The organism is Burkholderia cepacia, from assembly GCF_001039005.1.
Taxonomy (GTDB): Bacteria; Pseudomonadota; Gammaproteobacteria; order Burkholderiales; family Burkholderiaceae; genus Burkholderia; species Burkholderia theae.
On sequence record NZ_LDWR01000008.1, the window covers coordinates 26,452 to 53,445 of the forward strand.

A 26,994-nucleotide genomic window follows, 5' to 3' on the forward strand; every position below is an offset into this window, starting at 1 on the left:
GATTGCGGCGATAAATTAAGGAAGTGCTACGTGATGAATTTTCTTTTGCCATGCATCGAACCAATGCCAGTTGCTGTAAGTTTGATCGATGGTCGACGCTAGCCAACTGAAGCGGAATGTTGCCGGGGAAAACTATGCTCGCGAGTCATACGGAACGTAGCCGCTTGCTATTGCATACGGCCCGATTTGCAACGCTTGCAAGTGTATCCGTAGAAGGTGATCCTTGGGCGAGCGTCGTGAATTTTGTCACGATTTCCCCTCCAATTCGAATTATTTGGTATTCGTTGAAAGAGGCGCTGCATTCCCGCAATCTGCTCCACCGGCCAGATGTTTCAGGCGCCATCTACCGGGCGGATCTCGGTGATGTGTCGCCGCTAGGCCTAGATGGTGCGCAATTCACTGGAAAATGTCGCGTCATTCCGGACGACGAAGCCGAGGATATTCATCGGCAATATTATTGTTTGAATTTCCCCGATGCGACGGTTCGTCACGCGTGGATGTTGCCTCTCGATAGCTTCGTTGGCGAAGGTTCAAGACGATTTTACGAAGTCGCGATAGAGGCGTGGTGGCTGTTCGATATCGACGGCTGGTTGAAGGACAAATGCGACCGACGCATCCCGGTGGCAATCGAGACTATTTGAATTCCGGTATGACCTATGAACGCAAAAGAAATTTTGTCGGGGAAACTGATTGTCTCATGCCAGGCGCTTCCGGATGAACCATTGCACGGCGGCGTCTTCATGGAGAGAATGGCCGCTGCCGCAAGCCAGGGTGGCGCTGGCGGAATTATTGCAAACGGCCCCGATGACACGCGTGCAATCAAGCAGGGAACTGTTGCGTTGCCCGTTATCGGCGTGCTGAGTCGTGCCTACCCGAATTCGCCCGTCATGCTTACTGCGACGATGCGCGAGGTTGATGAACTGGTGGAGGCCGGTGTCGATATCGTTGCACTCGATGTCACGGCGCGACTGCGCCCGGCTGGCGAATCGCTGGCCCAATTGGTTTCCCGAGTCAGGCGCAAATACAGTGCTTTACCGCTGATAGCTGAAATTTCGACGTTCGACGAAGCCCTGCAGGCCGAGTCACTCGGATTTGATTGCATCTCGAGCGCGATGGTTGGCTATACCGACTCGACCAGAGGGCGCACCAATCCAGACGACGATTTTGCATTGATTCGATCTCTTCGGGCGCGATCGTCATGTTTCTTGATTGCAGAAGGCGGCATTAAAACACCTGAGCAAGCTGCCGCCGCGATGCGAGCAGGTGCACACGCGGTTACCGTCGGTTCTGCCATCACGCGCCCGCAGTTCATTACGAGCTGGTTTTCCCGTGCGGTGCGAGATGCAATAAAGAATAACGTCGACGCAGTCGAAAGCGTCGATCGATAGAAATTCGCCTTATTCGAAAACCATTCCGCATTGATGATATGCATCGCACAAGCTCACCGTCTGCGGTTCATGCAGAAATTGCTCCTGTCACAGGTCGTCTATAACCACCCTGGAGGCAACATGGAGAGTCAATTCGACGATCTCCCCTCTCTATATGAGAATATGGCCGAATGGCCATTTCGGCGCGACGTCGAGATTCCGAACGTCTTCGCGACCTTGGGAGACGTTCGCAACCGCGACATCTTGGACTTCGGATGCGGAAATGGCATGTATTCGCGCTGGCTAAAGAAACGCGGAGCGGACAAAGTCGTGGGCTACGACGTTTCGGAAGGCATGCTGAGGTATGCGCGTCGGTGGGAAGAAGAAGATCCGGTCGGCATCGAATTCATCTCGAACCTACCGCCTGAATCGGATGGGCAATTCGATATCGTGCTTGCGGTTTATGTATTGCCATATGCAAGGACCGTCGACGAGCTGCGCAAGCTTTGCGCACAGATGACTCGCCCGCTTAAGCCCGGCGGCCGCCTGATCACGCTCCCGATCCATCCCGACTACGTCCGGGACCGCCGATACTACGAACCGATGGGCCTCAGGCTTGCCCCGTTCGGCGATGACGTCGACGGCGGCAAGGTCCAACTAGACTTGTTCATGGGGTCATTCAGCGCTCAGGTTACCGCATATGTCTGGAGTCGCGAGAGTCTGGACGACGCGCTCTATCGAGCGGGTTCATCTATCGTCCAGTGGGTCGAGTACGGGCGAATGAGAGACGGACAACACCCGACCGTTGATTCGTCGTTGCAAGCCTATTTGGATAAGCCTCACGCGGCTCTTCTGAACTGCGTGATCGGAGCGCATAGTGTTGACGCTGCCGGATGACACGCGTGCCGACGCCGCTGTCCATGCGACCACTTTATCGTCGGCGGGCGACGTCGCTCGTCATGACTGGGACACGCTCGTCTCGGACGGCGACTTCTTTCACAGCCACGGTTGGCTTCACAGTCTCGACGAAGCACTCGGACCGACACCGCTTGTTGCTGTATCCGGTCCGGCCGGCTTGATGGCGGGCTGCGCGATATGGGGCGGAGAGGCGCGTCCCGGGCTCTTTCATTTGCCGGATTTCTTTCCCGCCGTACCAGGACCGTGGGAGCGCGAGTTTCTGTGGGTCGGCGCGCGTCGCTCGACGCACAATGAGATTCCGTGCGTGATCGGCAAGCGCCGTGCCGATGCGCAGCGTGCGTTGCTGCGCGCGGCGCTCGACGCCGCCGAAGGTCGCAAGCGTGCCGGTGTCATCATCCCGTACATGCCGCTTGCCCAGGCCATTGAAATGGCTGCCGCCGACGAGCGCGCGCGTGTGCTGCTGCATTCGGCCGAAGCAACGCTCGACGTGCCGGACGGCGGGCTCGCGAGCCTGCTGGCCAGTATCGGTACGCGACGTCGCTGGAAGGTGCAGAACGAGCTCACCCGATTCTCGGAAATGGGCAATGTAATGCGATGGTCGCCCGTCACGCCGGAGCTCGAGGACGTCGCAGCGGAACTGATTGCCCGGAATCGCGCCAAGTACGGCAGCCATCAGGGCGCCGACTGGATGCGCAGCATATTCGCAGGGCAGCGCCGAACCGGGATTCTCAATAAAGCGGTTGCGGCACTCGCTCTACGCGATCAACAGATCGTTTCGATCGCGGTCTCCTATCGTTTCGGCGACCATTTGCATCTTCGCTATTTCGGCGCCGACTATTCCGTCGACCACAACGATTTTCGCTACTTCGTCCTGTGCTACTACGCACCGCTCGACTACGCCGCGGCGCACGGGATCCGGACCTACCACGAGTCGATCGCATCACTCGAAGCCAAGTCGGCACGAGGAGCGAAGGTCGAGCCCCTGGCCGCCGTCGTAGCCACCACGGACGGCATTGCCGTCACGCGTGATGTCGCCGCCAGGCACAACCAGCTGTTCGCGCAGGCGTTCCGCGAGCAATTCTCATCCCGCCTCGGCAGCGACTGGTCGATATGTTCCGAGTGACCCAATGGAGAACCTCATGCTTCATCTCGTTTACACGATGCAACCGACATTAAATGCGCGCCGCAATCTCACCGCATTTTGGCAATGGGTAAAGCAGCGCGAGGCATGGTTTTACGACGGACTCGATATGGCGATGAATCCGCAATGGCGTGTGCAGACCATCGGACCGCGCGTGCATGCGCTCGAACATTCGATTTCCTTTGCCGATGAGGCCGCGTGGGGCACATACCGGAGAGCTGTTGCGCAGCGGTCGCGCGATCCGGAATGGGAGCGACGCCGCGTCGAACAGGACGAATGGTGGGAGCTGATCGACGCGCGCATCCTGACCGATGCGCCGCTGCCGCAATCGGAGTGATTGCGGCCGGTCCAGCCGAGGCAGCGCGAACTCGTTGCCGGCGGCCAGGTTCGTGCCGCCGATTACGGGTATGAAACCGAAGACCGATGCGCGAAAACGGGACCAGTCGACGCAGGCGCACCTAAGAAAGATGGTGGTGCAAGCGGTGCGTGACGCGATGACGCAAGTCGATGTTGCTCGCACGTACGGTGTGAGTCCGCGAGCGGTCAGCAATCAGCAGAGTAAGACAATTTTGGCGAATATTTCACGAATCCCGGCTGACTCTCATTGAAGGTCGAGAGAATCTATCGGAACCACTACGAAACGCGCGCTCAAGCCCGCCTGGATATCGTCGATCGGATCCAGGACTATTACAATCGGCGACGCATGCATACCTCGATCGACTACCTTACCCCCATCGCCTACGAGGCTGGGTTGATTGCCGCGTTGCTGTACGTGAAAACGGCAGGGTCACGAGTCGTGGGCGGCGGATCCGCCGTCGACGAGCCGCGGAACCTGCCGCTGCTCGCAGGCCCGGTGTCGCCGACGCTGCGCTGCCGCTCGTCTCGACGCCGTTCACGTTCGTCAGGCTGATTTCGAACAGGTCGCGGCCAAGCATGGCCGGCACCGTGACGGACATGCCGCAGCGATCGCCGCCGCGCAGTAACCGCCGGGGTTTCAGCGGCTCGGCCCGTCAGGCCGCGGAAAAATCAACCTCGTCGATGAGCGCGCCACGCTTCAAACCCGCCCTCCCCCTTCATTTGTTCCCCCGACGCAAGACTGTTGCTCCACGGTGGGTGTTCGAAATCGCGATCGGCACGCCTACAGTCTGCTCATCGGATTCATCGATCCGGTCGGCACTGAAGCCGAACACCCACTACTTATCGAGGCATGTCATGAGCGCATCCAAAGTCATCATCGTCACCGGCGCATCGCAAGGCATCGGCGCGGAAACGGTCAACGCATTCCGCGCACGCGGCCATCGCGTCGTCGCGACGTCCCGGTCGATCGGCCCGTCGAACGACCCCGATCTCGTCACCGTCGCGGGCGACATCGGCGATCCGGCCGTCGCGCGGCGCGTGGTCGATGCGGCAATCGAACGCTTCGGCCGCGTCGACACGCTCGTCAACAACGCCGGCGTGTTCGTCGCGAAGCCGTTCACGCAATACACCGCGGACGACTACGCGCAGATCACGAGCGTCAACCTGAACGGCTTCTTCCACGTCACGCAGCGCGCGATTGCCGCGATGCAAAAGCACGGCAGCGGCCACGTGGTCAGCATCACGACGAGCCTGGTCGATCACGCGAACAGCAACGTGCCGTCGGTGCTCGCATCGTTGACGAAAGGCGGATTGAATGCGGCGACGAAATCGCTCGCGATCGAGTATGCGAAGGCCGGCATCCGCGTGAATGCCGTGTCGCCAGGCGTCATCAAGTCGCCGATGCATGCGCCCGAAACGCATGCGACGCTTGCGTCGCTGCACCCGGTCGGCCGCATGGGCGAGATGAGCGACATCGTCGGCGCGATCCTGTATCTCGACTCGGCGCCGTTCGTCACCGGCGAGATCCTGCACGTCGACGGCGGCCAGAGCGCCGGGCATTGAGTGCAGCGTCGAAAGAACGCGCCGGCGTGCCTATCGCGATGCGGTGGCGCGTTTGGTGCGCGCACTGCCCGCCTGCCTGGCGGGCGCGCGCTCCAGATGCTCGACGAGAAAGTCGACAAACACGCGCACGCGCGACGACAGAAAGCGCGCATGCGGGTACAGCAGCATGAACGGCCGTGACCGGCCCCCAAGGCCGGGCAGCACCTCGACGAGCGTGCCGGCGTGCAGATCCTGTTCGACGATGAAGCGGTAGGTCTGGAACAGGCCCGCGCCGCTGCGCGCGAGCGTCACGCCGGCAAGGACGTCGCCCGACGCACTGTAGTTGCCGGTCGTCGCGATCTCGATCTCGTCCGATCCGTCGTCGAACAGCCAGGGAATCGGCCGCCCGCTGCTGGGCAGCTCGAACTGGATGCATTCGTGCGCATGCAGATCGTCGATGGCGGCCGGCGTGCCCGCACGCTTCAGGTAGCCGGGCGTCGCGACGACCACGAGTTCGGCGTCCTCCAGCTTGCGCGCGACCAGCGTCGAATCGGCCGGTGTGCGGCCGCGGATCGCGAGATCGAAGCCTTCCTCGGCGAAGTCGATGTTGCGGTTGCTCAGGTGGGTTTCGACACGCACGTCCGGATACCGCTCGCGAAACGCGGGCAGCAGCGGCAGCACGCGATAGTGCCCGTACGGCGTCGGCATGCTGATCCGGAGCACGCCGGCGGGTGTCGCCTGCTGGCCGGTCGCTTCGCGTTCCGCGTCGACGAGCTGCGACAGCGCATCGCGGCACTGCTCGAAATAACGCCGGCCGGAATCGGTCAGGCGGATCTGCCGTGTCGTGCGCACGAACAGCCGCACGCCGAGACGTTCCTCGAGCCGCGCCACCGACCGGCTGACCGCGGCCGGCGTGACGCTTGCCGCGGTTGCCGCCAGCGTGAAGCTGCCGAGTTCGGCGGCGAGACAGAACAGCTCGATGCTGCCCAGCAGCAGATCGTCGAATTTGCGTTGCATGGGGCGGTTCCTGCCGTCTCCGGCGTGTGGCGCGCGATGGAGCAACGAGTGTGCATGAATATCGCTCGGGAAACCAGCGAGCGTACGTGGGCGAACGCGGCCCGCATCGGGCCGTCGCGCGCGTTGCGTCATGCGTTACACCGCGTTGTGAATCAATTGCGCCGCTGACATTTACCGGCTTCGGCCGCATCACTAGAGTGACTGACAGGCAATACCGATCGCCCGATCCATTTTCCCGCAAGGAGCACGACATGACCGTCGAACAGAAACTGGCCGAACTCGGCCTCGCGTTACCCGAACCGCCGCAACCGCTCGGCAGCTATACGGCCGCAAGCGAAGCCGGCAACCTGCTGTTCGTATCGGGGCAACTGCCGCTCGTCGACGGCAAAGTCGCCTACACCGGCCGCGTCGGCGACCAGTTGAGCGTCGACGAAGGGCGGCATGCGGCCCGGCTTGCGGCGCTGAACGTGCTCGCGCAGATCCATCTGCATCTGGGCGGGTTCGACCGGCTGCGCAAGATCGTGCGCGTTGAGGGGCACGTAAGTTCGGCGGACGGTTTTTACGGGCAGCCGGCCGTGATCGACGGCGCATCCGACCTGTTCGCCGCCGTGCTGGGCGGCAAGGCGGGACACGCGCGCTCGGCGTTCTCCCAGCGCCAGTTGCCGGCCGATGCGGCCGTCATCCTCGTCGTGATCGCCGAGATCGACCCGGCCTGACGTATCGGCCGCCCCGCGCGGCCGCAAGCCATTCCCGCGGGCGTGTTCGCCCGCCCTGCCCGGGTTTCGTCGCCTGCCTCGTTATCGTGGATATCGGGGCTCGATCGTCCGGAGGCCTTATCCAGCCAAGCCGGACACGTTCCGGATACATTGAAATACAAAATATCGTATGCGATCTAATCGAATGCGCTTGACATGGGTGGTCGCCTCGACGAAACTCCATCGCATGCGATCGAATCGCATCAGAGAAAACCTGCTGAACCAACTGACGGAGCAAATGATGAGCAAGATCGAAAAAGTGCTGTACACGGGCAAGACGCATACGACTTCGGGCGGCCGCGACGGCACGGCGCGCAGTTCCGACGGCCGCCTCGACATCCAGTTGTCCTCGCCGGGCAGCGCCGGCACCGGCACCAACCCGGAACAGCTGTTCGCGGCCGGCTGGTCGGCCTGCTTCATCGGCGCGATGCAGCTTGCGGCGCGCGCCGCGAAGGTGACGCTGCCGGAAGATCTGGCCGTCGACGCCGAAGTGGATCTCGGCACGGCCGGCAACGCGTACTTCCTGCAGGCACGTCTGAACGTGAGCGTGCCGGGGCTCGACCGCGACGTCGCGCAGCGCCTCGTCGATGCCGCGCATCAGACCTGCCCGTATTCGAAGGCGACGCGCGGCAACATCGACGTCGAAATCCGTATCGCATGAACGTGGCATCGGGCGGCCGATGTGCCGCCCGCCACATTCCAGAACTTTTTCCAATCAAGGTAAATGATGAAAACCCAACTGATCGCTGCCCTTCTCGTCGCTGTTTCGGCTTCTGCCGCCGCACCGGCGTTCGCCAATGAAACCACCGTGACCCGTGCGCAAGTGCGCGCCGAGCTGACCCAGCTTCAAACGGCCGGCTATCCGCTGAATCGCGCTTCCGATGCGACCTATCCGAACGATCTGCAGGCCGCGCTGACGCAGATCCATGCAGCCGACGCGGTCGCGGCCAACGAGCGGGCTTCCGGCTACGGCAGCAACGGCGACGCGGCGACGCAAGCGGGCAGCCGGCACGCCGTCAGCGTGGCCGACCGCTCGGTGTATTTCGGGCATTGAGCGCCGCGCGCCGATACCTGAACGCTGAATCCTTTCCATTCCAGTTCTGAATCGAGGTAAATGATGAAAACCCAATTGATCGCCGCCCTTCTCGTCGCTGTTTCGGCTTCTGCTGCCGCACCGGCGTTCGCCCATGAAACCACCGTGTCCCGCGCGCAAGTGAGTGCCGAGCTCGTCCAGCTCGAACAAGCCGGTTATCGGCCGGGCCGCGCGAACGATCCGCACTATCCGGACGACCTGCAGGCCGCATTGACGCGCGTTCACGCGAACGACGCCGTGACGGCCGATTCGGCGGCATCCGGTTACGGCCGCGATGCCGTCGCCGCCACGCAGTCGGGCAGCCGGCCCGCGACGCGCATCGCCGAGCGCTCGATCTACTTCGGTCATTGAACGAAACCGCGATCGGCGCCGATTGCCGGCGTGCGGTGCGCGACTCCCGAATTCCTGATTTCCTGTCGAGGTAAAAAATGAAGACCCAATTGATTGCCGCCCTCCTCGTTGCCGTGTCGGCCGTCGCCGCCGCACCGGCGAACGCCAGCGAAAGCACCGTCACGCGTGCGCAAGTGCAAGCGGAACTGGCCGCGCTGCAGAAGGCCGGCTACCAGCCGAACCGGCCCAATGACCCGCACTACCCGGACAATCTCCAGGCAGCGCTGAGCCGGATTCACGACGATGGCGCAGTCGCCGCGGATACGCAGGCGTCCGGTTACGGCCGCGACGCAGACAGCTCGGCCCAGTCCGGCAACCGCAGCGTGGTTCGCGTGGCCGAGCGCTCGATCTATTTCGGTCATTGAGCGTGGCGCGACGCAATCGGTCGCCAACGTCCGTCACATAAAGCGCATGCGATGTAATCGTGTGCGCTTTTCTATTTGGGGCGCCCCGGTTTGCAGCGCCAATTCGAGCGACCGCAGTGCAACGTCCCCGCCCGATCCGGTCTATTCTGTGCGGCACGCAATCTTCAATCGAGAGGCAGCCGATGCCGGATACCACAACCGGAAACGCGACAAGCGGCGCACACGCGCTCGACCAGGTCGTCTGGAACGCGCTCACAAGCAAGCAGCGCCACTTTGCACTCGGCAACGACCGCGCGTTGCGGTTTCCGGCGGCCGTTGCGCCGTTCGCCGCGCTCAAGGACACGAGCCCGGCATCCTTCGACGCGTTGCACGAGCTGATCGCGGCGCACGGGCCGGCGGCGCTGGTCACGCCGGACGAGGTCCGGCCGCCGGCGGGATTGTCGGTGATCCGGCGCGCGACGTTGTTGCAAATGGTCTGGCAAGGGACGCTCGAACCGGCATCCGCATCGGAGCACGTGACGCTCGGCGAAGCCGATGTGCCGGACATGCTCGCGCTGACCACCGCTGCGCAACCCGGCCCGTTCGGCCCACGCACGTTCGAACTCGGCGGCTATATCGGCGTACGCAGCGAAGGCCGGCTCGCCGCGATGGCGGGCGAGCGGATGCGGCTCGACGGTTATACCGAGATCAGTGCCGTGTGCGTGGATGCCGCGTTTCGGCGGCAAGGTCTTGCGGCGCGATTGATCCGTGCGTTGATCGCGACCATCGGCGCACGCTCGGAAGCACCGTTCCTGCACGTCCTCACGACGAACCAGGTTGCGATCGAGCGCTACCTTGCTCTCGGTTTTGTCGTGCGTCGCGAGATGAACCTGCTGGTGCTGGGGGAAGCGCAGGCGTGACGATGCCGGCCGACGCCGCTCGGGCGTCGGCCGGCTCTTGTATGGCGTTTATTCTTCGGTCGACCGGATCAGGTTGCCGCGCAGCGTGACGATCGCCTTCTGCATCTTCGCGAATTCGTCCGGCTTCAACCCGGTGGCCTCGACCAGATTCATGTCGAGCCCCTTCTCGCGCACGCGGCGGCCGCTCTTCGTCAGGCTGACGAGCACCTGGCGTTCGTCCGTCGGATCGCGGTGCCGCTCCAGATAGCCCATCGCCTCGAGCTTCTTCAGGATCGGCGTCAGCGTATTGGATTCGAGGAACAGCTTCTCGCCGAGCTGGCCGACCGTCTGGTTGTCCTGCTCCCACAGCGCAATGATCGTGATGTATTGCGTGTACGTGAGGCCGAGCTCGTCGAGGATCGGCTTGTACGCCTTGCCGAACGCGAGGTTCGTCGAGTAGATCGCAAAACACAGGAAATCGGACAGCTTCGGTGCGGCGGGCGATGGTGCGTCGGTCGGTTTCATGAACTTCCTCCAGCGACGCGAACGGTCGCAGATAAGCGCATTATATATCGCGTGCGATCTTATCGGAAGCATGATAATCGGTCTCGATGAACTGGCGTGACGGCGCAACACGGCCCGATCGCCGTCAGCCCTGCCTGCGGCGCTTGCCGGTCTGCACGCGGCTTTCCGAGCGCAGCGAGCATTGCACCGGATGGGCGATTTCGGTCGCGAGCCCGCCTGCGGCAAACAGCAGGATCATCAGCCAGCGTTTCATGCGTCCTCCACGACCGACAGGCTCGCGCCGTTGGCGACCGTCGCGTCCAACGCATACGGATCGATGCCGTCGAGGCAACCGAGATTGACGCGCCAGCATGCCGGGTCCATGCGCGTCCGATGGAACGGATAGATGCCGCAACGACTGCAGAAGTAGTGACGGGCCGTGTGTGTGTTGAAGTGGTAGCACGTCAGCGCGCCCTCGCCTGCGACGATCTTCAGGTCGTCAGCGGGGAACATCGGGCTCATCAGCGCGCCGCGGCGGCGGCACAGGCTGCAGTTGCAGCGGGCGGCCGGCGCAATGGCTGTCCGGACTTCGAATTTGACGGTCCCGCAATGGCAGGACCCTTTGAACCAGGTTGCAGACATGGTGCGCTCCCGAAGAGGTCATGCCTGCGTTATAGCGGACCCGCGCAGCCGCGTTGTATCGCACTGTATCCGCGGTCCGAGCAGATACAGAACATTGCAAATCGGCGGCCGGCGGCGCAGGTTCGCGCGCTGATCGCCGGCATGTGTGCGCGGCTTGCGAACCGCGCGCGGTCAGTCCAGCGCGTGCTGCAACCGCGCGATCGCGGCCCGCGTTTCGCGCTCGAGCGTCGCGAACAGCTCGGCGGCCGGCAGTGCGCGCACGAGCGGCGCCGCCTGCCCGGCCCACTGCGCGCCGTAGCCGAATTCGCCCTTCGCCTTTGCCGCCGCATGCAGCGCCTTGCCCGCGTCGTACGCGATCGGATACGCGGGCGTGGCCGGCGCATGCGGGTCGTCGCCGAGCGCGGTCAGCCGGTTCGCGATGCCGCGCGCGACCCGGCCCGAGATCGCGGTCGTGAACGTGGTGCGGCGTGCCGCGTCGCCGAGGATCGCGCGGCGATAACCGTCGTCGATCGACGTCTCCGGGCAGGCGACGAACGCGGTGCCGAGCTGCGCGGCCTGCGCGCCGAGCGCGAGCGCGGCGGCGATACCTTCACCGTCCATGATGCCGCCGGCCGCGATCACGGGCAGCGCGCATTCGCGCACGATCAGCCGCGTCAGCGCGAACGTGCCGAGGCGATCGTCGCGGGCGGTCGAATCGAACACGCCGCGGTGTCCGCCGGCTTCGATGCCTTGCGCGACGATCGCGTCGATGCCGGCGGCGGCGATCTGCCGCGCCTCGTCGAGATTCGTCGCGGCCGCGAACAGCGTGATGCCCGCGCGCTTCAGCGCGGCGATCACGTCCGCCGATGGCAACCCGAAATGGAAGCTGACGACGGCCGGCGTTTCCTCGACGAGCATCGCCTGCATCGCGTCGTCCGCGACGAAACTCGTATAGATCTCGGCCAGCGATGCGGGCGGCGTCGCGCCATATTCGCGGAACGCCGGCGCGAGCCAGTCGAGCCACGCGCGTTCGACGGTCGCGTCGGCCCGGGCCGGATGGTGGCAGAACACGTTGATGTTGAATGGCCGGTCGGTGAGCGCGCGCGTGTCGCGGATCATCTTGCGCGCGCCGTCGGCGTTCGTCGCGCCGACGCCGAGCGAGCCGAGCCCGCCCGCGTTCGACACGGCGGCCGCCAGCGCCGGCGTGCTGACGCCGGCCATCGGCGCCTGCACGATCGGCGCGCGAATGCCGAGCGTGCGCAACAGCGTCCGGTTATCGGTCGATTGATTCATGTTGCTTGCCTCCTGCACGATCCGTCATCGAAATGCGTCGGCCGCATGCCGGCCGACGCGTGTTGGTCGGGTCCGGCACGACGTGCGTTCGTCGTTCTTCGCGCGCAGCCGGACATGTGAAAGCGGTGTCGATAATGATGGGCAGCGTTAAGGTACGGTGCACGGAAGGCTCGGCGACGGTGTGTGTTATCGCAGCTTCCGGGTGCGCATCCGCAACTGCGACCATCCTACGCCACACCTCGATCCGCGGGCCAGCCGCTATCGGCCGCGCGCCCAGTGCGCGAGCACCGCGCAGGCCGCCAGCAGCGCGCCCGTCACGAAGAACACCGAATGCAGGCCGAGCGCGACGCCGATCTGCCCGCCGATCACCGGGCCGATCACCTGCCCGCTGAACTGCGCGGACTGCAGGTAGCCGAGCATCTGCCCCGTCGCGCGCTCGTCGACCGACTGCCGGACGAGCTTGCCGATCGACGGCAGCAGCCCCGCAAGCGTCATGCCCATCAGCACGCGCAGCGCGGCAAGCTGCCACCAATGCGTGACGAACGCCTGCGGCACCATTGCGAGCGCGGTCAGCAGCAAGCAGCCGACGATCACGTTCCAGCTGCCGATCCGGTCGGCCAGCGCGCCGAGCCGCGCGGCGGTCAGCATGCTGCCGAGCGCCGAACACGCCATCACGACGCCGGCGATGCGCGCGAGGCCGTCGCTGCCCACGCCGAGGCCGCCGATATAGACCGTGATGATCGGCTCGATCGACATGTTCGCGAGCAGCACCATCATCGCCGTCACCAGCAGCGCGGCGACCGCCGCGCGATTCGTGCGTTGCGCCGTGCCCGCGGCCGCGCCGGAGGCGCGTGCTTTCGCGTCGGTATCCGCGTGGAAGTCTTCCTTCACGAAGAAGATCGTCAGCAGCGCGGCGACCGCGATCATCGCGCCGCCGGCGAAGAACGTGCCGCGAATGCCGACCCAGCCCGGCAGCAGCCCGCCGACGAGCGGCCCGACGAGATTGCCCGCGAGCGCGCCGGTCGACAGGATGCCGAGCGCCCAGCCAGCCCGTTCGCGCGGCGCCTGCGTGCCGACCATCACGGTCGACGCCGACGCGTAACCGCCGACGAGCCCCGCGATCAGTCGCAGCGCGACAAGTTCGAACACGTTGTGTGCGATACCGATCAGCGACATCACGATGGCCATCCCGATCGCCGCGCGCACGAGCATCGGCTTGCGGCCGAAACGATCCGCGAGCCGGCCCCACAGCGGCGCGGTGACGGCCGTGCCGAGAAACGTCGCGCTGAACGCGACGCCCGACCACTGGATCACGGCCGACTGCGAGTCGACGCCGAGTTGTCGCACGTACAGCGGCAGGAACGGCAGCAGCATGCTCAGGCTGACGAGCGTCGTGAACGATCCGAATACGCAGACGGCGAGATTGCGCCGCCAGTAGCGCGCGTTGCGTTCCGCATAGCTGGCGGCGGGCCGTTCGGCGAGCGTCGGCGCCGGCGTCGGCAAGTGTGCCGTCGTGCTCATCGCGACCTCGCAATACGAATCGGGCCGACCGGGCCTGCGCCGGCGGCACACGGCGTGCCGCGCCGCACGTTGAGCGCACGTGCACACGGCTGATCCAGAAGGGCTTGATGCATGTCGACCTCCATTCGCTGGACGGGCGCCACGCGCGTCCGTCGGTTGAAGGAAGTCTAGATTGAGTCGAATGTCGAGAGAATCCCCGTCACACGAAAGCCATTCTTCCGCGTTTCGGTTCAATCGCCGTCGGTGATCGCAGCCAGCCGTGCGAAATGCTCGCGCAGGCGCGGCGCCGCGAAATCGACGAACGCGCGCACCTTCGGGACCGACAGCCGTCCGTAAGGTGTGACGAGATGGATGGGCAGCGGCGCATGTTCGCTGTCGCTCAGCACGATCCGCAGCGTGCCGTCGCGCACCGGTTCGGCGACGTGATACGAAAACAGCCGCGTGACGCCGTGGCCGGCGACGGCCGACGCGACCGCGCCGCGGATCGTGTTGATGATGAAGCGCGGCGCGAACTGGACGACCTGCGGCAGCGCCGATGGCCCGGACGGCGGGAAGCTCCACGAGTCGAGCCCGAAGTGCGTCATCGAGATGATCCGGTGCTGCGCGAGATCGGCCGGCGTCTCGATCGCGGCATGCTTCGCCAGGTAATCGGGCGACGCCACGACGACGCGCCGCACCGTGCCGACCGGAATCGCGACGAGTGTGGAATCGGTCAGGTGCGCGATGCGCAGCGCGACGTCCATCCCTTCGTCGATCAGGCTGACGGGACGGTCGAGCAGCTGCAGGCGGATCGACACGGCCGGATGGCGCTCGATGAATTCGTCGAGCAGCGCGCGCAGCACGTCCTCGCCCGCGGCGACCGGCGCGGTGATCGTCAACATGCCGCGCGGCGCCGAACGTTCGTCGGCGACCAGCATGTCGGCTTCCTCGAGATCGGACAGGATGCGGCGGCACGCGGCCGCATAGCGTTCGCCGGCCTCGCTCAGCCGAATCGTCCGGGTGGTCCGGTACAGCAGCGCGGTGCCCGTGTGCGCCTCGAGAAAGGCGATCGCACGGCTGACCGCCGCCGGCGAGCGGCCGAGCCGCCGGCTCGCGCCCGCGAGGCTGCCCTCGTCCAGCGTGGCGACGAACACCTTCATCGCGTCGATTCGATCCATGGCGTGTGAATGGGGCGAGCGGTCGTGTGATTGGCGGCGGGCCAGCGAGCGTGCAGTCTACCGCACGCGGGCGCGGTGCCTTGCCGGGGGGATGCTGCAGTCGCGGTTTTGGCCCTACAATGCGCAGGCGAAGAAACCGCACGAACGGCCGTCACGGCGCCGCGTTCATCGAACGCGGCGCCGGACATTCAAGCGGTTGCGCTGAATAACGAACAACAACCTGAACAGCACTCATGAAAAGAAGAACATTCCTCGCGCTGCCCGCCGTGGCAGCGTCCGGCATGCTTGCCGGCTGCAGCGATTTCGGCCCCGTCACCAATCGCATGATGAAGGACCCGGAATACCGGGAAACGCTCTCGGCGTTTCTGATCAGTGCGGACGGGAAGAAACTCGTCGTGCTCGGCAAGCAATATCACTACATTTTCGATGTGCCGCCGGCCCTCGCCGTCAACCTCACGGCACCCTATCGCCCCAAGCTGTATACCGATCTCGACGATTTCGAGACGCACGGCGACAAGATCACGGGGCGTTACCAGATGCACCTGTCGCGCGAGGATGCGCCGCCCGGTTCCGAACTGCGCGAGCGCGCGCTCGCGGACGGCTTCAAGGACACCCGTTTCGAGCTGGTGGCGAGCGGCACGATCAGCGGCACGCGTTACCAGCCGAACGACGTCACGCCGGCCTCGGTTCCGCAGGCGTTCAATCACGCGTACGGCGTCAAGGTGATCGAGCGGCCGTCGGTGCTCGGCAAGGGGGTAAAGCTTGTGCTGTCGCCGATCACGATGGCTGCCGACGGCGCACTCGGCCTGCTGGGCGTCGCGCTGGCCCCGATCGCGCTCACCACGATCATCGTCCTGGCCCACTAAGACCGTCGCGTTGCGGTGATGCTTGGCGCAATGCGACGGCGCACGCTGCGCTCCAACGGAATCAATGATGAGATCTCCCGCCCGAAAGCTGTTCCGGATCGGCTGCGTGGCCGGTTGCCTGGCATTCGCGCAACACGCCATCGCTGAAAGCGACTGGGACGCCGCGCGCCATGTCCGCACAGACTGGGTGTTCGCGTCGATGAAGGAAAGCGACGTGCGGCCGACGCTCGATCGCACGCTGAAGGATCAGGTGCGCTGGGCCGACCTGCCCGGCAATGCCCCCGATGCGGGCAACTTCCAGTGCACGAAGCTCGCGCTGCCACCGCCGTCCGCCGAAGCACAGGCCGCGTTCGACGCAGCGCCGTCGCCGCGCGGCCGCGACGCCGACAAGGCCTATGCGAAGGCCGCATCGCTCGGTTCGTGGCGTGCGGCCGCGCGTCTGGTGAACAGTTCGCTCGACGACGAGGATTGGGAAGGCGCGCAGCCGGTCATCGCGTGGCTGCTCGTTCATCACGTGCCGGCCGGATACAACAAGCTCGCGGACGTGCTGCAGGCGATGTCGGGCTACGACGGCGAAACGCCCGGTGAGCGCATGCGCGGGATGATCCCGTCGTTGCGCTGGCGCGCGGCGCGCGAAGGCGATCCCGTCGCGCAGATGGAGATGGCCGATCTGTTCGAGAAGCTGGGCAAGACGGATCTCGTCGCCGCGCTGCGCGCGTGCGCGACGCAGCAGAATCCGGAATTGAAATGATGCGCTTTGTGCCGGTACGCCGCCCGTGAGATTCGGCGTACCGGCGCGAGCAACGGCGCTGTCGTTTCAGACTTCGTATCGCACCGCATGCGCGTCAGATGCGCGCCGGCAACGGCGGCTGCAGCATTTTGCGCTGGAGCGCGGTAACCCCGTGCGCGTGTTTCATGGAATCGCGTTCATACCGGCCGATTGAGTGCGGCGGACGGGCAATCGGGCTCATGGTTTTCCCGGCCCGCCGGCTGCGCGCTCGCACAACCGGATCCAGTGCACAACCACCCGCCACGCAGGCTGCACCGGCCTGCCGCACGCATGCGGGCCGCCGCGCGATCCCTACCCTTTCTGCACGGGAAAGGACGCTTGAGACATCCGCAATTATCACGTGCTCCGGATTTGCCCACCATGTGTCGGACGATCGGCGCAGCCCGCATGGCCGGCCCTTTACGGGCCTCGCGGTGCCTGCCGTCGCGTCGTGCGACCGGCCGCATTGCGCGACGGCATATCGATAATCATCAGGAGACACGATGAACAGCCAATCCCTCGATCTGGGCGGCAACGCCGGCGGACCCGCGCCCGCCCGGCCGCCGGCCGCTCCCGCTGGCGTCGGCGCCGATGCGGCGGCCCTCCCCGCCCGCCGCGTCACGCTCGGCGATTTCATGGACGACCTGCCGGTCGGTGCCTTGCACCGGTTCGTCGTCTGGGTGATCGGCATCGGGCTGTTCTTCGACATGTACGAGATCTTCCTCGTCAGCACGATCGGTTCCGCATTGCAGAACGAATACGGGTTGAGCCGGCAGAGCGCCGATTTCAAGCTGCTGCTGGCATCGGCGTTCATCGGGATGTTCGTCGGCGCGATGTGTCTCGGCAGCCTCGCCGATCGCATCGGCCGGCGCAAGGCGTTCCTGCTGACGCTCGTGTGGTACAGCGCGTTCTCGCTGGTCGGCGCGTTTTCGGTGAATGCCGACATGCTGGTCGCGTGCCGGTTCCTGACGGGCATCGGCGTCGGCGCGATCTATCCGGTCGCCGACAGCTTCCTGTCCGAAATCCTGCCGAAGGAAAAGCGCGGCCGGCTCGCCGCGTGGGCCTATACGACTTCCTATGTCGCGGTGCCGCTCGTCGGTTTCCTCGCGCTGTGGCTGAACCCGCTGCATGTGGGCGGCGTGGCCGGCTGGCGCATCATCCTCGCGATCGGCAGCCTCGGCGCCATCTACGTGCTGCTCGTCCAGCACCGGTTGCCGGAGAGCCCGCGCTGGTTGCTCGCGCAAGGCCGCACGGCGGACGCGCACGCGGCGCTGCGGCGCTTCGCGGAGGGCACCGGCGTGCGCGTGCCTGAGCAATTCGCGGAACCGGCCGAGCCGCAGCGGCCGCTCGGGCTCGGCGAGCGCATCGCGCTGCTGCGCCGCGAACCCTACGGTGCGCGCTACCTGATGCTCGCGATCTTTCACCTGTTGCAGGGCTTCGGTTATTACGGCTTCGGCACGCTGGCCGGCACGGTCGTGAAGAGCCGCGGCTTCGACGTGACGGACAGCACGCTGTTCATCGCGCTGTCGTTCGTCGGTTATCCGATCGGCTCGCTGCTGTCGATTCCGCTGCTCAACTGGATCGAACGCCGCACGCTCGTGATCGTGTCGATCCTGTCGATCGCGGTATTCGGGCTCTGCTTCGCGTATTCGGGCAATACCGTGCTGATCGTCGGCTTCGGGTTGCTGACGACCTGCGCGTCGAACGTGTTCAGCAATGCGTATCACGTGTACCAGGCCGAAATCTTTCCGGCGCGTGTGCGCTCGACGGCGATCGGCAGTACGTACGCGCTGTCGCGCATCGTCAGCGGCGCGCTGCCATTCGTGTTGCTGCCGGTGCTCGTCAGCCACGGCGCGGGCGCGATGTTCGGCGTGATCTCGATCGCACTCGGCATCGTCGCGATCACGCTGCGCGTGCTCGGACCGCTGACCACGCGGCGCAGCCAGGATGAGATCAATCCGGTTTGAGCGTGTGCCAACCGATGGCGGGCGCAGTCCGACGCGAGATGCGTGTCGATCGATGGCTGCGTCCTTCAGTCCGAGCCTGCGGGGCAAGGATCCGTCGACGACATTCCCGCTTGAGAAACGACGACCGTGAATTCGATCCCCGATTCAAAATCCAGTGTCATGGTCGAGAACCGCGGATCGTCATCGAGGTAGTGCTTGTACGGCCGAACGGCGTCCTCGGCCGTGTACATGTTGTCGGCCAGGACGATCGATCCCGGGCGCAGCAGGCGCTCGATCCCCTTGAACAACTTCAGATAGGCGTCGGCCCATACGTCGATGAAGACCATGTCGAAGCGACCGTCCAGTTCGGCAACGGTGTCGAATACATCGCCCTCGCGCAGGTCGACATGGACGTCCAGGCCCGCCGCCCTGACGTGATCGCGCAATCGTGCGCACTTGAGCGCATCGCGTTCGGTCGCGACGACCACGCCACGGCCCAACGTGCGCAGCGCCTCCGCGAAATACAGCGTGGACACGCCGCATGAACTGCCGAGTTCGAGGATTCTGGCCGGCCGTTGCGAGAGCACCATGTTGCGCAAGAATCCTCCCGTTTCCGGCGACACGGCCAACGATAACGAACTGCCGTGCGACGACTCGAAGTCGTCGGTGGACAGCCCGAGCGTTTCGAGAAACCGTCCCCGCAGACGGGGGGCGATCGCTTCGTATTCGTCGGCTAACGACAGGAAATCCTCGTTCGATCCCTGGAACTGTGCGCGGGCGCGTGCGATGACTTCGGTTCGGCTCTCTTCGTGGAGCCGTCGCAGAAGACCGAGGGTGGGTGAAGCTGAAGTCATGTGCGTTCCTGGACGAGATTGATCACGTCGACGCGGTATCCGGCGACTGCGCTTCCCGTCAGGGTTGCTGCGCGGTCGCTCGATCGCGGCGATACACGGGGGTTGCTAAACCGTTCGGGCGAGCGTGATGGCGCGCTCGGGGCACGCCGTCACACACAGTCCGCATGACCGGCACGCATCCGCATTCGGCGTGTAGGCGACTTTCATGCCATGCACGCGCAGCTTCAAGCGATGCATCAGATCAAGGCCGACGTAATCGGCGTTGTCGATGCGCCGGATCTCGAACACGTTCTCAGGGCACACCGTGACGCAATCCCCTTTGCCTTCGCAACGCTTCAGATTGACGACCGGCGCGATCACGCCCGGTTTCTGTTTGCAGTCGCCCGTTGATGTTTCGCGCACGTTCACTCTCCCGTGGGCCGGTTGCTGCCGGCTTGCCACGCGGTCCGGAAATGCTCGCGTTCCTCGGGTGTCATGGATTCCCACTTGCGCCAGTGGCGCCGGCCGCGCCAGCCATGGTGTCCGCGGAATCCGCCGAATAGGATGCGGCTCAACACGAGCAGGCCCAGCGCATGGGCGAAGTCGATCGTCCGGGCGCCGACGAACAGCGCCGGAATCACCCAGTTCCATAACATCATGACGACCCATCCGAGCACGCCTATGGCGATCACGACGAACAGCGCCTTGCCCGCACATCTGATTCGAAAATTCATCTGTCGACTCCTCTAGGTATTGTCCAATTCGTCATAAATGAGCTGCAGTCGGGCACGCAGATGCAAGACCGCATAGCGTTTTCGAGCGAGCAGCGTATTGAGCGCGACACCGCTTTGCGCGGCCATCTCCTTGAAGGACTGGCCGTCCAGTTCGTGCGCGACGAATACCTCGCGCTGATTCGCCGGCAACTCGTCGAGCGCATCCTGCAAGGCCTTGAGCAAGAGCGTGCGAGCGTAGAGCGCTTCGGGGCCGGCATCGTGTGCCGGTAACGCAAGGTCCAGGCGATACTCGCTGTTCGCTTCGTCGTCGGCCTCGAACAGGTCCGTCAGCGGCTGCTCCTTCTTCTTGCGAAAGCGGTCGACGATACGGTTGCGCGCGGCACGGAACAGCCACGCGCTCACCTGTTCAATGGGCGCGGGAAGCCGGTAAGCCTGAACGAATTCGTGAAACACATCCTGCAGAATGTCCTCGGCATCGTCCGGATCACGTATCCGACGCCGGATAAAGCTCACGAGTCTCGTTCGCTCACGCGTCACGATCGCGGTGATGTCGCGGTCTGGGTCGGTCATCGTGCGTGAAGTGGGTGGCGATTCCATGTGCCTGAAGACGTTTCAGGCGCGCGAATATTGTGTCGAGTGCGAAAAATGACTGCCGAGCGCGTCGGCTTCACGGGGCGATGTCGATCACGCCGCCAAGCCAGCGGAATACCCGTTTGTCCGGCCCGGAGGTCATCGCCGACACAGCCGGGAACGGTGTAAAGATAGTGCAAGGAACGAACCCGCGACGGCAACGCGGAAAATGCGCTTCGCGGCAGCGAAACGTGCGGGCGGCGGGCGTGTACCCCGGCATCGGCCTTCCCGGGGCGAAATGGGGAAGCGCGTGCCGTGCTCGCGATTGTCGGCTGCAATCGAACCGTACGACGCGACGGAAGTTCGCGGTCGCCTGCCGGTCGGTCTGGCGCGGATGCGTCGAATCGGCTTCCTGCAGCGGTGGGCTGAACGCGCACCGATGATCGCCCTTCCTCGAAGCCGCATCGCGCCAACTTCTACCGCTTGCGGGCTGGCCTCAACGCGCCGACATGAAATCGAACAGCTTCGCGATGTCGGTCGACAGCACGGTGCCGGCCTTCACGCCGACCCACAGCGTGCGCGTCGCCCACGCATCGTCGAGCTTCACGACCCCGAGCCGCGCCGCGCGCTCGCCGGTCACCGCATCGCGCGGCAGGATGCCGATACCGAGCCCCGCCTCGATCATCCGGCTCACGCCGTCGAAATTCGATACCTGGATCCGCAGCTTCAGCGAACGCTCGACCGCAAACGCGGCGTCGGTCATGCGCGCGAGCAGCGAACTGCCGTCGCTGAGGCCGACGTAGTCCTCGTCGAGCGTGTCCGCGAAGCGGATGCTGTCGTGCGTGGCGAACCGGTGCTTGCGCGGTACGAGCAGCACGAGTTCGTCGCGCCGATACAGCCGCCGTTCGATGCCGGGCGCCGGCACGTTGTCGGCGAACACGCCGAGATCGGCCTTGCCGGACGCGAGCGCATCGACGATCTCGTGGCTCAGCCGTTCCTCGAGACTTACCTTGATGCCCGGATTGACGGTGAGGAACGCGGCGAGATCGGCGGGCAGGAACTGGACGATCGCGGACGTGTTGGTCCATACGTGGACATGGCCGCGCACGCCGGCGACGTAGTCGCTCATCTCGTGCGCCATCCGGTTGACCTGCTCGATCACCTTCGCCGCGTGGTCGAGCAGCGCGCGGCCCGCGGGCGTCAGCTCGACGCCGCGTGCATGCCGCACGAACAGCGCGCTGCCCGTCACGCTTTCGAGCTCGGCGATGCGCTTGCTGACCGCGGACAGCGTGAGCTGGCCGTGTTCGGCAGCCTTCGTCAGGCTGCCGTGCTCGGCGACGAGCGCAAACACGCGCAGCGACTGCAGATCGAAATGAAGCGGGTTCACCATGTCGTGGGTCCTGGGAAGGCCGTTCGGCGCAAGCAAATCATCGCGGCGGCCTGACGCCGATCATACGCCCGGCCGTGTGCGCGCGGTATGGCGTGGCTAACGCGGCGCGATTGCCTGCAACACGGCGAGCATCTCGCCGTGCGGGTTCGCGAGATCGTCGAGCACGTCGAAGTGTTTCATGCCCGGCAGCCGCACGTGCGCGATCGGTTCGCCGGCTGCGTCGCATGCCGCCGCATAGTCATGCGCTTGCCGAATCAGTTCGGGCAGTTCGGCGTCGCCGACCGCGACGACGGTCGGCACACCCGGCCCGATATGGCGCAGCGGGCTGCAGGTATCGATTTCGTGCGCGGTGAGCTGCAGCTTGTCGTTCAGGCAGCACAGCGAGATCGGTTCGAGATCGACGAGCGGACTGATCGCAAGCGCCGACACGACAGCCGGATGCGCGCGATGCATGGCCGTCAGATGGCCGCCTGCCGAGTGGCCGCTCAGGTGGATCGGCCGCTGCGCGGTGCCCAGGCCGTCGGGATCGGCGGCGAGGTAGTCGAGCAACGCGCCGATCTCTGCGACGATATCGGCCATCGACGCGACCGGCGCCAGCGTGTATTCGGCAAGCACGACGTCGAAACCGCGCGCGAGCGGTCCGCTCGCCGCGTACGCGAAATCCTCTTTCGCGCAGTGCTGCCAGTAGCCGCCGTGAATGAACACGAACAGCGGCGCGCCGGGTTGTCCGCACGACAGCCAGTCGAAGCGCTGCGCGGGGCGCGTGCCGTAACGCAGGTCGCGGCGGCCCGGCGTCGCGTCGTACAGTGCCGCGCTGCGCGCCTGGCACGATGCGAGCACGGCCGGGAAATCGGGAATGGCCTTCGTGTTCAGGTAGGCGGCGTCGAGCGCCGCGCGGTCCATGCCGCGATAGAGGATCGTCATTTGGGGAGCACCTGGGTCGGATTGCGGATGCGCGGGGCAGGTTTGCGCTGCCCGCTGCTGCGAAGGCGGCGGCCGGGCCGACGCCGTTGCGTCATTATCCGCAGCGTGGCCGGGGCCGGCTATCCGGAATCGGCGAGCACGGCGCTCGGCTGTCCGCTTTCGGCGAAGGACTGCGCCGCCGGGCGGAGCGATACGCCGACGCGGCGCGGCCGGCGACGCGAAAGGCCAGCCGCCGCCAGTCAGATCAACTCGGAGATCTCGATCAGGTTCAGGTCGGGATCGCGCACGTACACCGAGCGGATCCTCTGCGTCGCGCCGGTGCGCTCGACCGGCCCCTCGACGATCGGCCAATCGACGCGCTTCAGGTGCGCGATCACGTCGTCGAGCGGCACCGATGCGATAAAACACAGGTCGAGCGCACCGGGCACCGGCACATGCGCTTTCGGTTCGAACTCCGCGCCGCGTACGTGCAGGTTGATCTTCTGGTTGCCGAAGCGGAACGCGAGCCGGCCGGCACCGAAGGTTTCGAGCTGCATCTGCAGCACCTCGGTATAGAAATGCCGGGTCCGCTCGGGATCGACGCAGGTCAGCACGAGATGATCGAGGTGGTCAATCAGCGCCATGGGATTCGCTCCTGTTCACGAGAAAGCGCGTTGCGCGGGCATGTCGCCGGCGTCGGCACGCGGTGGCGGATGAAGATCCGAGCGGCGCCCGGCCTTCAGGATCTGGCTCGGCACGTCGTGCCCGATCAGTGCGGGCAGCCGTGCCGATGCGGCAAGCACGGCCGCGAGATCGATGCCCGTATCGTAGCCGTCGAGGTCGAGCATGTGCACGAGTTCCTCGGTGCAGGCGTTGCCGGTTGCGCCCGGTGCGTACGGGCAACCGCCGAGCCCGCCGAGCGACGCGTCGAAGCGGTCGATGCCGGCATCGAGCGCCGCGAGCGTGTTCGCGAGCGCCATCCCGCGCGTATTGTGAAAATGCAGCGTGAGCTGCAACGCGCCGAAGCGCTCACGCGCGCGTTCGCACAACGTGCGCACCTGCGACGGAAACGCCATGCCCGTCGTGTCGCACAGCGTGAAGCCGTGCACGCCGAGATCCGCGAAGCGCTGCATCCACGCGAGCACCGATTCGGCCGGGACGTCGCCTTCCATCGGGCAGCCCATCGCGGTCGACAACGACACGTTGATCGCGGTACCCGTGCCGCGCACCGCGTCTATCACGTCGCGCAGTTGCGCGAACGATTGCTCGCGCGTCATCCGCAGGTTCGCGCGGTTGTGGCTTTCGCTCATCGACATCACGAGGTTCACTTCGTCGACTCCGCACGACAGCGCGCGCTCGGCGCCGCGCACGTTCGGCACGAGCACCGTATAGACGATGCCCGGTGCGCGCACGATGCCGTGCATCACGGCCTCCGCGTCGCGCAGTGCGGGGATCGCCTTCGGCGACGTGAACGAGGTGACCTCGATCTTCGCGTAGCCGCATGCGCTTAGCGCATCGACGAGCGCGATCTTGTCGTCGGTGTCGACGAATGCCGCTTCGTTCTGGAAACCGTCGCGTGTCGCGACTTCCTGGATGTAGAGCCGTTTGCGTTGCGTGCTCATGTCGTCGTCTCCCGTATTCCGTTCAGATCACGCCGCGCGTGCGCCAGTCGCCGCGCGTCGCGGCATCGATGCCGATCGATTCGAGCACCGCATCGGTATCCGCGCCGAGCGCGGGCGCCGCGCGCTCGATGCGCCCTGGCGTCGCGCCGAGTTTCGGCACGATGCCCGGCACCAGCACGGGCGTGCCGTCGGGCAGCGCGGCGTCGACGATCATGTCGCGTGCTCGGTAATGCGGGTCGGCCGCGATGTCCGCGACGTCGTAGATGCGCCCGGACGGAACGCGCGCGTCGTTCAGTGCGGCCAGCACGTCGTCGAGATCGCGGCGCGCGCTCCATTCGCCGATCGCCGCGTCGATGCGCTCGACCTGTGCGACACGCCCGTCGTTGTGCGCGAGCGCGGGATCGTTGCCGAGATCGGGCCGGCCGATCAGCTCCATCAGGCGCCGGAAGATGCTGTCGCCGTTGCCGGCGATCAGCGCGTATTTGCCGTCGCGGCAGCGGTACGCGTTGGTCGGTGCGATGCCGGGCAGGCTGCTGCCGGCCGGCTCGCGCACCGCGCCGAATGCCGAGTATTCGGGCAGCAGGCTTTCCATCATGTTGAACACCGATTCGTACAGCGCGACGTCGACGACCTGCCCTTTACCGCCCTGTTGCTCGCGATGCCGCAGCGCAAGCAGCACGCCGATCACGCCGTGCAGCGCCGACAGCGAATCGCCGAGCGAGATGCCGACGCGCACCGGCGTGCGGCCGGGTTCGCCGGTCAGGTGCCGCAAACCGCCCATCGCCTCGGCGATCACGCCGAAACCGGGGCGGTCGCGGTACGGGCCGGTTTGTCCGAAACCCGAAACGCGCAGCATCACGAGCCCCGGGTTGATCGCGGACAGTGCGTCCCAGCCGAGCCCCCAGCCCTCGAGCGTGCCGGGCCGGAAGTTCTCGATCAGCACGTCCGTCTCGGCCACCAGACGGCGCACGACGTCCTGTCCTTCCGGCGTGCGCAGGTCGAGCGTGAGCGAGGTCTTGTTGCGCGACTGCGCGGCCCACCATACCGATGTGCCTTCGTGCAGCAGCCGCCATTTGCGCAGCGGGTCGCCGAGGCCGGGCGGCTCGACCTTGATCACGTCCGCGCCGAATTCGGCGAGCATCCGGCCCGCGAACGGCCCGGCGATCAGTTGGCCGAGTTCCAGCACGCGGATGCCGTCCAGGGGTCGCGTCATGACTGTCTCCGATGAAATCGTGTTGTCGATGACGGCGATCATGACGGCGTTCGCGCACGGCGAAAATCGATCGATGCTCAACCAGCCTTTCCGAAACGGAAAGGCGCGGGCCGGTGCGATTGCCGCAGCCGTTCTCGTGCGGGTGCGTCAGCCTTTCCATCCGGGAAAGTGCGCTCGCGCAACGGTCAAACGACCGCGTGCAAACCGGCGGCAGAATCGAACCCGTTCCGCGCCCGCCGGGCGCCTGTCAGCGAGACCCGCCATGTTTTCTGTTTCCTCTCCCGCGAAGATCGTGTTTCTCGACCGCGCGACGCTGTCGCCGCAGACCGTGCTGAAGCCGTTCCCGTTTCCGCACGAACTGCATGCGTTCGAACGGACGGCCGCGCACGAAGTCGCGGCGCGCATAACCGACGCCGACATCGTCGTGACCAACAAGGTGCGGCTCGACGCGGCGGCACTCGCCGACGCACGGCGCGTGCGCATGATCGCGATCGCCGCGACGGGGACCGACATCGTCGATCTCGACGCGTGCGTGTCGCGCGGAATCGTCGTGAGCAACATACACGGGTATGCGGTCCGCACGGTGCCCGAGCATACGTTCGCGCTGATCTTCGCGCTGCGCCGCAACGTCGTTGCCTACCGCGACGCGGTGCGCGCGGGGCGCTGGCTCGACAGCGGGCAGTTCTGCTTCTTCGATCACCCGATCCGTGACCTGGCCGGTTCGACGCTCGGGATCGTCGGCGACGGCGTGCTCGGGCGCGCGGTGGCCGGCATCGCGCGTGCGCTCGACATGCGCGTGCTGTTCGCGGCGCACGGCAATGCCGAGGGCGCCGACTACGCGCCGCTCGACACGCTGCTGCGCGACAGCGACGTGATCACGCTGCACTGCCCGCTCACGCCCGCGACGCGGCACCTGATCGATGCGGCCGCATTCGCGCGGATGGCGCGCCGGCCGCTGCTGATCAATACCGCGCGCGGCGGGCTCGTGGACGAAAGCGCGCTGGTCGACGCGCTGCAGTCGGGGCAGATCGCGGGTGCGGGGTTCGACGTGGTCACGCAGGAGCCGCTGCCGGCCCGGCATCCGTTTCACGCGATCCTGTCGCATCCGGCGTTCATCCTCACGCCGCACGTCGCATGGGCGAGCGACGAGGCTATGCAGGCGCTCGCCGATCAGCTCGTCGAGAACGTTGCCGCGTTTGTCGGCGGCGCGCCGCGGCACGTGGTGTGAC

At 65.5% G+C, this 26,994-nt stretch carries 33 protein-coding genes and 1 pseudogene; 18 read left to right on the forward strand and 16 right to left on the reverse strand.

Annotation, left to right across the window (positions count from 1 at the left end; genetic code table 11):
• The first annotated feature begins 134 nt into the window (after positions 1-134).
• The 8 genes and pseudogenes from VL15_RS03745 to VL15_RS03770 all read left to right on the forward strand — a co-directional run bounded on the left by VL15_RS03745 (position 135) and on the right by VL15_RS03770 (position 5,346).
• Positions 135-641 carry a pyridoxamine 5'-phosphate oxidase family protein gene (locus tag VL15_RS03745; protein WP_048243222.1) on the forward strand — a complete coding sequence of 169 codons (507 nt, stop codon included), beginning with the start codon at positions 135-137 and terminating at the stop codon, positions 639-641.
• A gap of 15 nt (positions 642-656) precedes the next feature.
• Positions 657-1,388 carry an N-acetylmannosamine-6-phosphate 2-epimerase gene (locus VL15_RS03750; protein WP_048243180.1) on the forward strand — a complete coding sequence of 244 codons (732 nt, stop codon included), beginning with the start codon at positions 657-659 and terminating at the stop codon, positions 1,386-1,388.
• A gap of 120 nt (positions 1,389-1,508) precedes the next feature.
• Positions 1,509-2,264: a class I SAM-dependent methyltransferase gene (locus VL15_RS03755; protein WP_053077578.1), complete on the forward strand. Its 756-nt coding sequence runs from the start codon at positions 1,509-1,511 to the stop codon at positions 2,262-2,264.
• Positions 2,245-3,408, forward strand: a complete 1,164-nt coding sequence (locus tag VL15_RS03760; protein ID WP_230684332.1) for a peptidogalycan biosysnthesis protein — start codon at positions 2,245-2,247, stop codon at positions 3,406-3,408. Before VL15_RS03755 ends, VL15_RS03760 begins: the two co-directional genes overlap by 20 nt.
• A gap of 4 nt (positions 3,409-3,412) precedes the next feature.
• A complete protein-coding gene (locus tag VL15_RS03765; protein WP_230684334.1) occupies positions 3,413-3,763 on the forward strand; it encodes a hypothetical protein in 351 nt (116 codons plus the stop codon).
• Positions 3,764-3,833: 70 nt separating this feature from the next.
• A complete protein-coding gene (locus VL15_RS41695; RefSeq protein WP_155420109.1) occupies positions 3,834-4,034 on the forward strand; it encodes a hypothetical protein in 201 nt (66 codons plus the stop codon).
• A pseudogene (locus VL15_RS39530) lies at positions 4,028-4,189 on the forward strand (IS3 family transposase); the annotation flags it as partial. The gene VL15_RS41695 and the pseudogene VL15_RS39530, both read left to right, overlap by 7 nt.
• Positions 4,190-4,638: 449 nt before the next feature.
• Entirely contained in the window at positions 4,639-5,346 is a 708-nt protein-coding gene (locus VL15_RS03770) for an SDR family NAD(P)-dependent oxidoreductase (RefSeq protein WP_048243182.1), read from the forward strand.
• Positions 5,347-5,376: 30 nt separating this feature from the next.
• Here the strand turns inward: VL15_RS03770 and VL15_RS03775 are convergent, their stop codons facing one another.
• Positions 5,377-6,342, reverse strand: coding sequence for a LysR family transcriptional regulator (locus tag VL15_RS03775; protein WP_048243183.1), 966 nt, complete (start codon positions 6,340-6,342; stop codon positions 5,377-5,379).
• Between the two features lie 251 nt (positions 6,343-6,593).
• Here VL15_RS03775 and VL15_RS03780 point away from each other — a divergent pair, with 251 nt between their 5' ends.
• The 6 genes from VL15_RS03780 (at position 6,594) to VL15_RS03805 (ending at position 9,844) form a co-directional block, all read left to right on the forward strand.
• On the forward strand, positions 6,594-7,058 hold the full coding sequence (locus VL15_RS03780; protein ID WP_048243184.1) for a RidA family protein: 465 nt from the start codon (positions 6,594-6,596) through the stop codon (positions 7,056-7,058).
• A gap of 280 nt (positions 7,059-7,338) precedes the next feature.
• Positions 7,339-7,758 (forward strand): organic hydroperoxide resistance protein, encoded by a 420-nt coding sequence (locus tag VL15_RS03785; RefSeq protein ID WP_048243225.1) that lies wholly within the window; start codon positions 7,339-7,341, stop codon positions 7,756-7,758.
• Between the two features lie 66 nt (positions 7,759-7,824).
• Entirely contained in the window at positions 7,825-8,151 is a 327-nt protein-coding gene (locus VL15_RS03790) for a DUF4148 domain-containing protein (protein ID WP_080970704.1), read from the forward strand.
• Positions 8,152-8,214: 63 nt separating this feature from the next.
• Positions 8,215-8,541: a DUF4148 domain-containing protein gene (locus tag VL15_RS03795; protein ID WP_080970705.1), complete on the forward strand. Its 327-nt coding sequence runs from the start codon at positions 8,215-8,217 to the stop codon at positions 8,539-8,541.
• Positions 8,542-8,618: 77 nt separating this feature from the next.
• Positions 8,619-8,945: a DUF4148 domain-containing protein gene (locus tag VL15_RS03800; protein ID WP_048243187.1), complete on the forward strand. Its 327-nt coding sequence runs from the start codon at positions 8,619-8,621 to the stop codon at positions 8,943-8,945.
• Positions 8,946-9,127: 182 nt separating this feature from the next.
• The gene (locus tag VL15_RS03805) at positions 9,128-9,844 is read left to right on the forward strand and encodes a GNAT family N-acetyltransferase (RefSeq protein WP_048243188.1); all 717 of its coding nucleotides are present in this window, start codon (positions 9,128-9,130) and stop codon (positions 9,842-9,844) included.
• Positions 9,845-9,892: 48 nt separating this feature from the next.
• Here VL15_RS03805 and VL15_RS03810 read toward each other — a convergent pair whose 3' ends face one another.
• The 6 genes from VL15_RS03810 to VL15_RS03830 form a co-directional block, all read right to left on the reverse strand.
• Positions 9,893-10,348, reverse strand: coding sequence for a MarR family winged helix-turn-helix transcriptional regulator (locus VL15_RS03810; RefSeq protein WP_048243189.1), 456 nt, complete (start codon positions 10,346-10,348; stop codon positions 9,893-9,895).
• A 124-nt stretch (positions 10,349-10,472) separates the two neighbouring features.
• Positions 10,473-10,601, reverse strand: coding sequence for a hypothetical protein (locus VL15_RS43555; protein ID WP_268991160.1), 129 nt, complete (start codon positions 10,599-10,601; stop codon positions 10,473-10,475).
• A complete protein-coding gene (locus tag VL15_RS03815; protein ID WP_048243190.1) occupies positions 10,598-10,969 on the reverse strand; it encodes a GFA family protein in 372 nt (123 codons plus the stop codon). Before VL15_RS03815 ends, VL15_RS43555 begins: the two co-directional genes overlap by 4 nt.
• Positions 10,970-11,140: 171 nt before the next feature.
• Entirely contained in the window at positions 11,141-12,241 is a 1,101-nt protein-coding gene (locus VL15_RS03820) for an NAD(P)H-dependent flavin oxidoreductase (protein WP_048243191.1), read from the reverse strand.
• A 258-nt stretch (positions 12,242-12,499) separates the two neighbouring features.
• Positions 12,500-13,762, reverse strand: coding sequence for an MFS transporter (locus VL15_RS03825; RefSeq protein WP_155420110.1), 1,263 nt, complete (start codon positions 13,760-13,762; stop codon positions 12,500-12,502).
• Positions 13,763-13,992: 230 nt separating this feature from the next.
• Positions 13,993-14,919 (reverse strand): LysR family transcriptional regulator, encoded by a 927-nt coding sequence (locus VL15_RS03830; protein WP_048243192.1) that lies wholly within the window; start codon positions 14,917-14,919, stop codon positions 13,993-13,995.
• 233 nt (positions 14,920-15,152) lie between these two features.
• Here VL15_RS03830 and VL15_RS03835 point away from each other — a divergent pair, with 233 nt between their 5' ends.
• From VL15_RS03835 to VL15_RS03845, 3 genes are all read left to right on the forward strand, one after another.
• Positions 15,153-15,785: a hypothetical protein gene (locus VL15_RS03835; RefSeq protein WP_048243193.1), complete on the forward strand. Its 633-nt coding sequence runs from the start codon at positions 15,153-15,155 to the stop codon at positions 15,783-15,785.
• Between the two features lie 67 nt (positions 15,786-15,852).
• On the forward strand, positions 15,853-16,536 hold the full coding sequence (locus tag VL15_RS03840; protein WP_048243194.1) for a hypothetical protein: 684 nt from the start codon (positions 15,853-15,855) through the stop codon (positions 16,534-16,536).
• A gap of 521 nt (positions 16,537-17,057) precedes the next feature.
• Complete coding sequence (locus tag VL15_RS03845; protein WP_048243195.1) at positions 17,058-18,521, forward strand: MFS transporter; 1,464 nt, start codon at positions 17,058-17,060, stop codon at positions 18,519-18,521.
• Positions 18,522-18,586: 65 nt separating this feature from the next.
• Here the strand turns inward: VL15_RS03845 and VL15_RS03850 are convergent, their stop codons facing one another.
• The 9 genes from VL15_RS03850 to VL15_RS03890 form a co-directional block, all read right to left on the reverse strand.
• The gene (locus VL15_RS03850) at positions 18,587-19,354 is read right to left on the reverse strand and encodes an O-methyltransferase (RefSeq protein WP_048243196.1); all 768 of its coding nucleotides are present in this window, start codon (positions 19,352-19,354) and stop codon (positions 18,587-18,589) included.
• Between the two features lie 105 nt (positions 19,355-19,459).
• Complete coding sequence (locus VL15_RS03855; protein WP_048243227.1) at positions 19,460-19,756, reverse strand: 4Fe-4S dicluster domain-containing protein; 297 nt, start codon at positions 19,754-19,756, stop codon at positions 19,460-19,462.
• 2 nt (positions 19,757-19,758) lie between these two features.
• A complete protein-coding gene (locus VL15_RS03860; RefSeq protein WP_048243197.1) occupies positions 19,759-20,067 on the reverse strand; it encodes a hypothetical protein in 309 nt (102 codons plus the stop codon).
• Between the two features lie 12 nt (positions 20,068-20,079).
• Positions 20,080-20,664 (reverse strand): RNA polymerase sigma factor, encoded by a 585-nt coding sequence (locus VL15_RS03865; protein WP_196319537.1) that lies wholly within the window; start codon positions 20,662-20,664, stop codon positions 20,080-20,082.
• A 469-nt stretch (positions 20,665-21,133) separates the two neighbouring features.
• The gene (locus VL15_RS03870; RefSeq protein WP_048243199.1) at positions 21,134-22,027 is read right to left on the reverse strand and encodes a LysR family transcriptional regulator; all 894 of its coding nucleotides are present in this window, start codon (positions 22,025-22,027) and stop codon (positions 21,134-21,136) included.
• A 96-nt stretch (positions 22,028-22,123) separates the two neighbouring features.
• Complete coding sequence (locus tag VL15_RS03875; RefSeq protein WP_048243200.1) at positions 22,124-22,951, reverse strand: alpha/beta hydrolase; 828 nt, start codon at positions 22,949-22,951, stop codon at positions 22,124-22,126.
• A gap of 239 nt (positions 22,952-23,190) precedes the next feature.
• A complete protein-coding gene (locus tag VL15_RS03880; RefSeq protein ID WP_048243201.1) occupies positions 23,191-23,574 on the reverse strand; it encodes a VOC family protein in 384 nt (127 codons plus the stop codon).
• Between the two features lie 15 nt (positions 23,575-23,589).
• Positions 23,590-24,552, reverse strand: a complete 963-nt coding sequence (locus VL15_RS03885) for a hydroxymethylglutaryl-CoA lyase (RefSeq protein WP_048243202.1) — start codon at positions 24,550-24,552, stop codon at positions 23,590-23,592.
• A 22-nt stretch (positions 24,553-24,574) separates the two neighbouring features.
• Positions 24,575-25,765 carry a CaiB/BaiF CoA transferase family protein gene (locus tag VL15_RS03890; protein ID WP_048243228.1) on the reverse strand — a complete coding sequence of 397 codons (1,191 nt, stop codon included), beginning with the start codon at positions 25,763-25,765 and terminating at the stop codon, positions 24,575-24,577.
• A gap of 262 nt (positions 25,766-26,027) precedes the next feature.
• Here VL15_RS03890 and VL15_RS03895 point away from each other — a divergent pair, with 262 nt between their 5' ends.
• A complete protein-coding gene (locus VL15_RS03895; RefSeq protein WP_048243203.1) occupies positions 26,028-26,993 on the forward strand; it encodes a D-2-hydroxyacid dehydrogenase in 966 nt (321 codons plus the stop codon).
• Position 26,994: the final 1 nt, after the last annotated feature.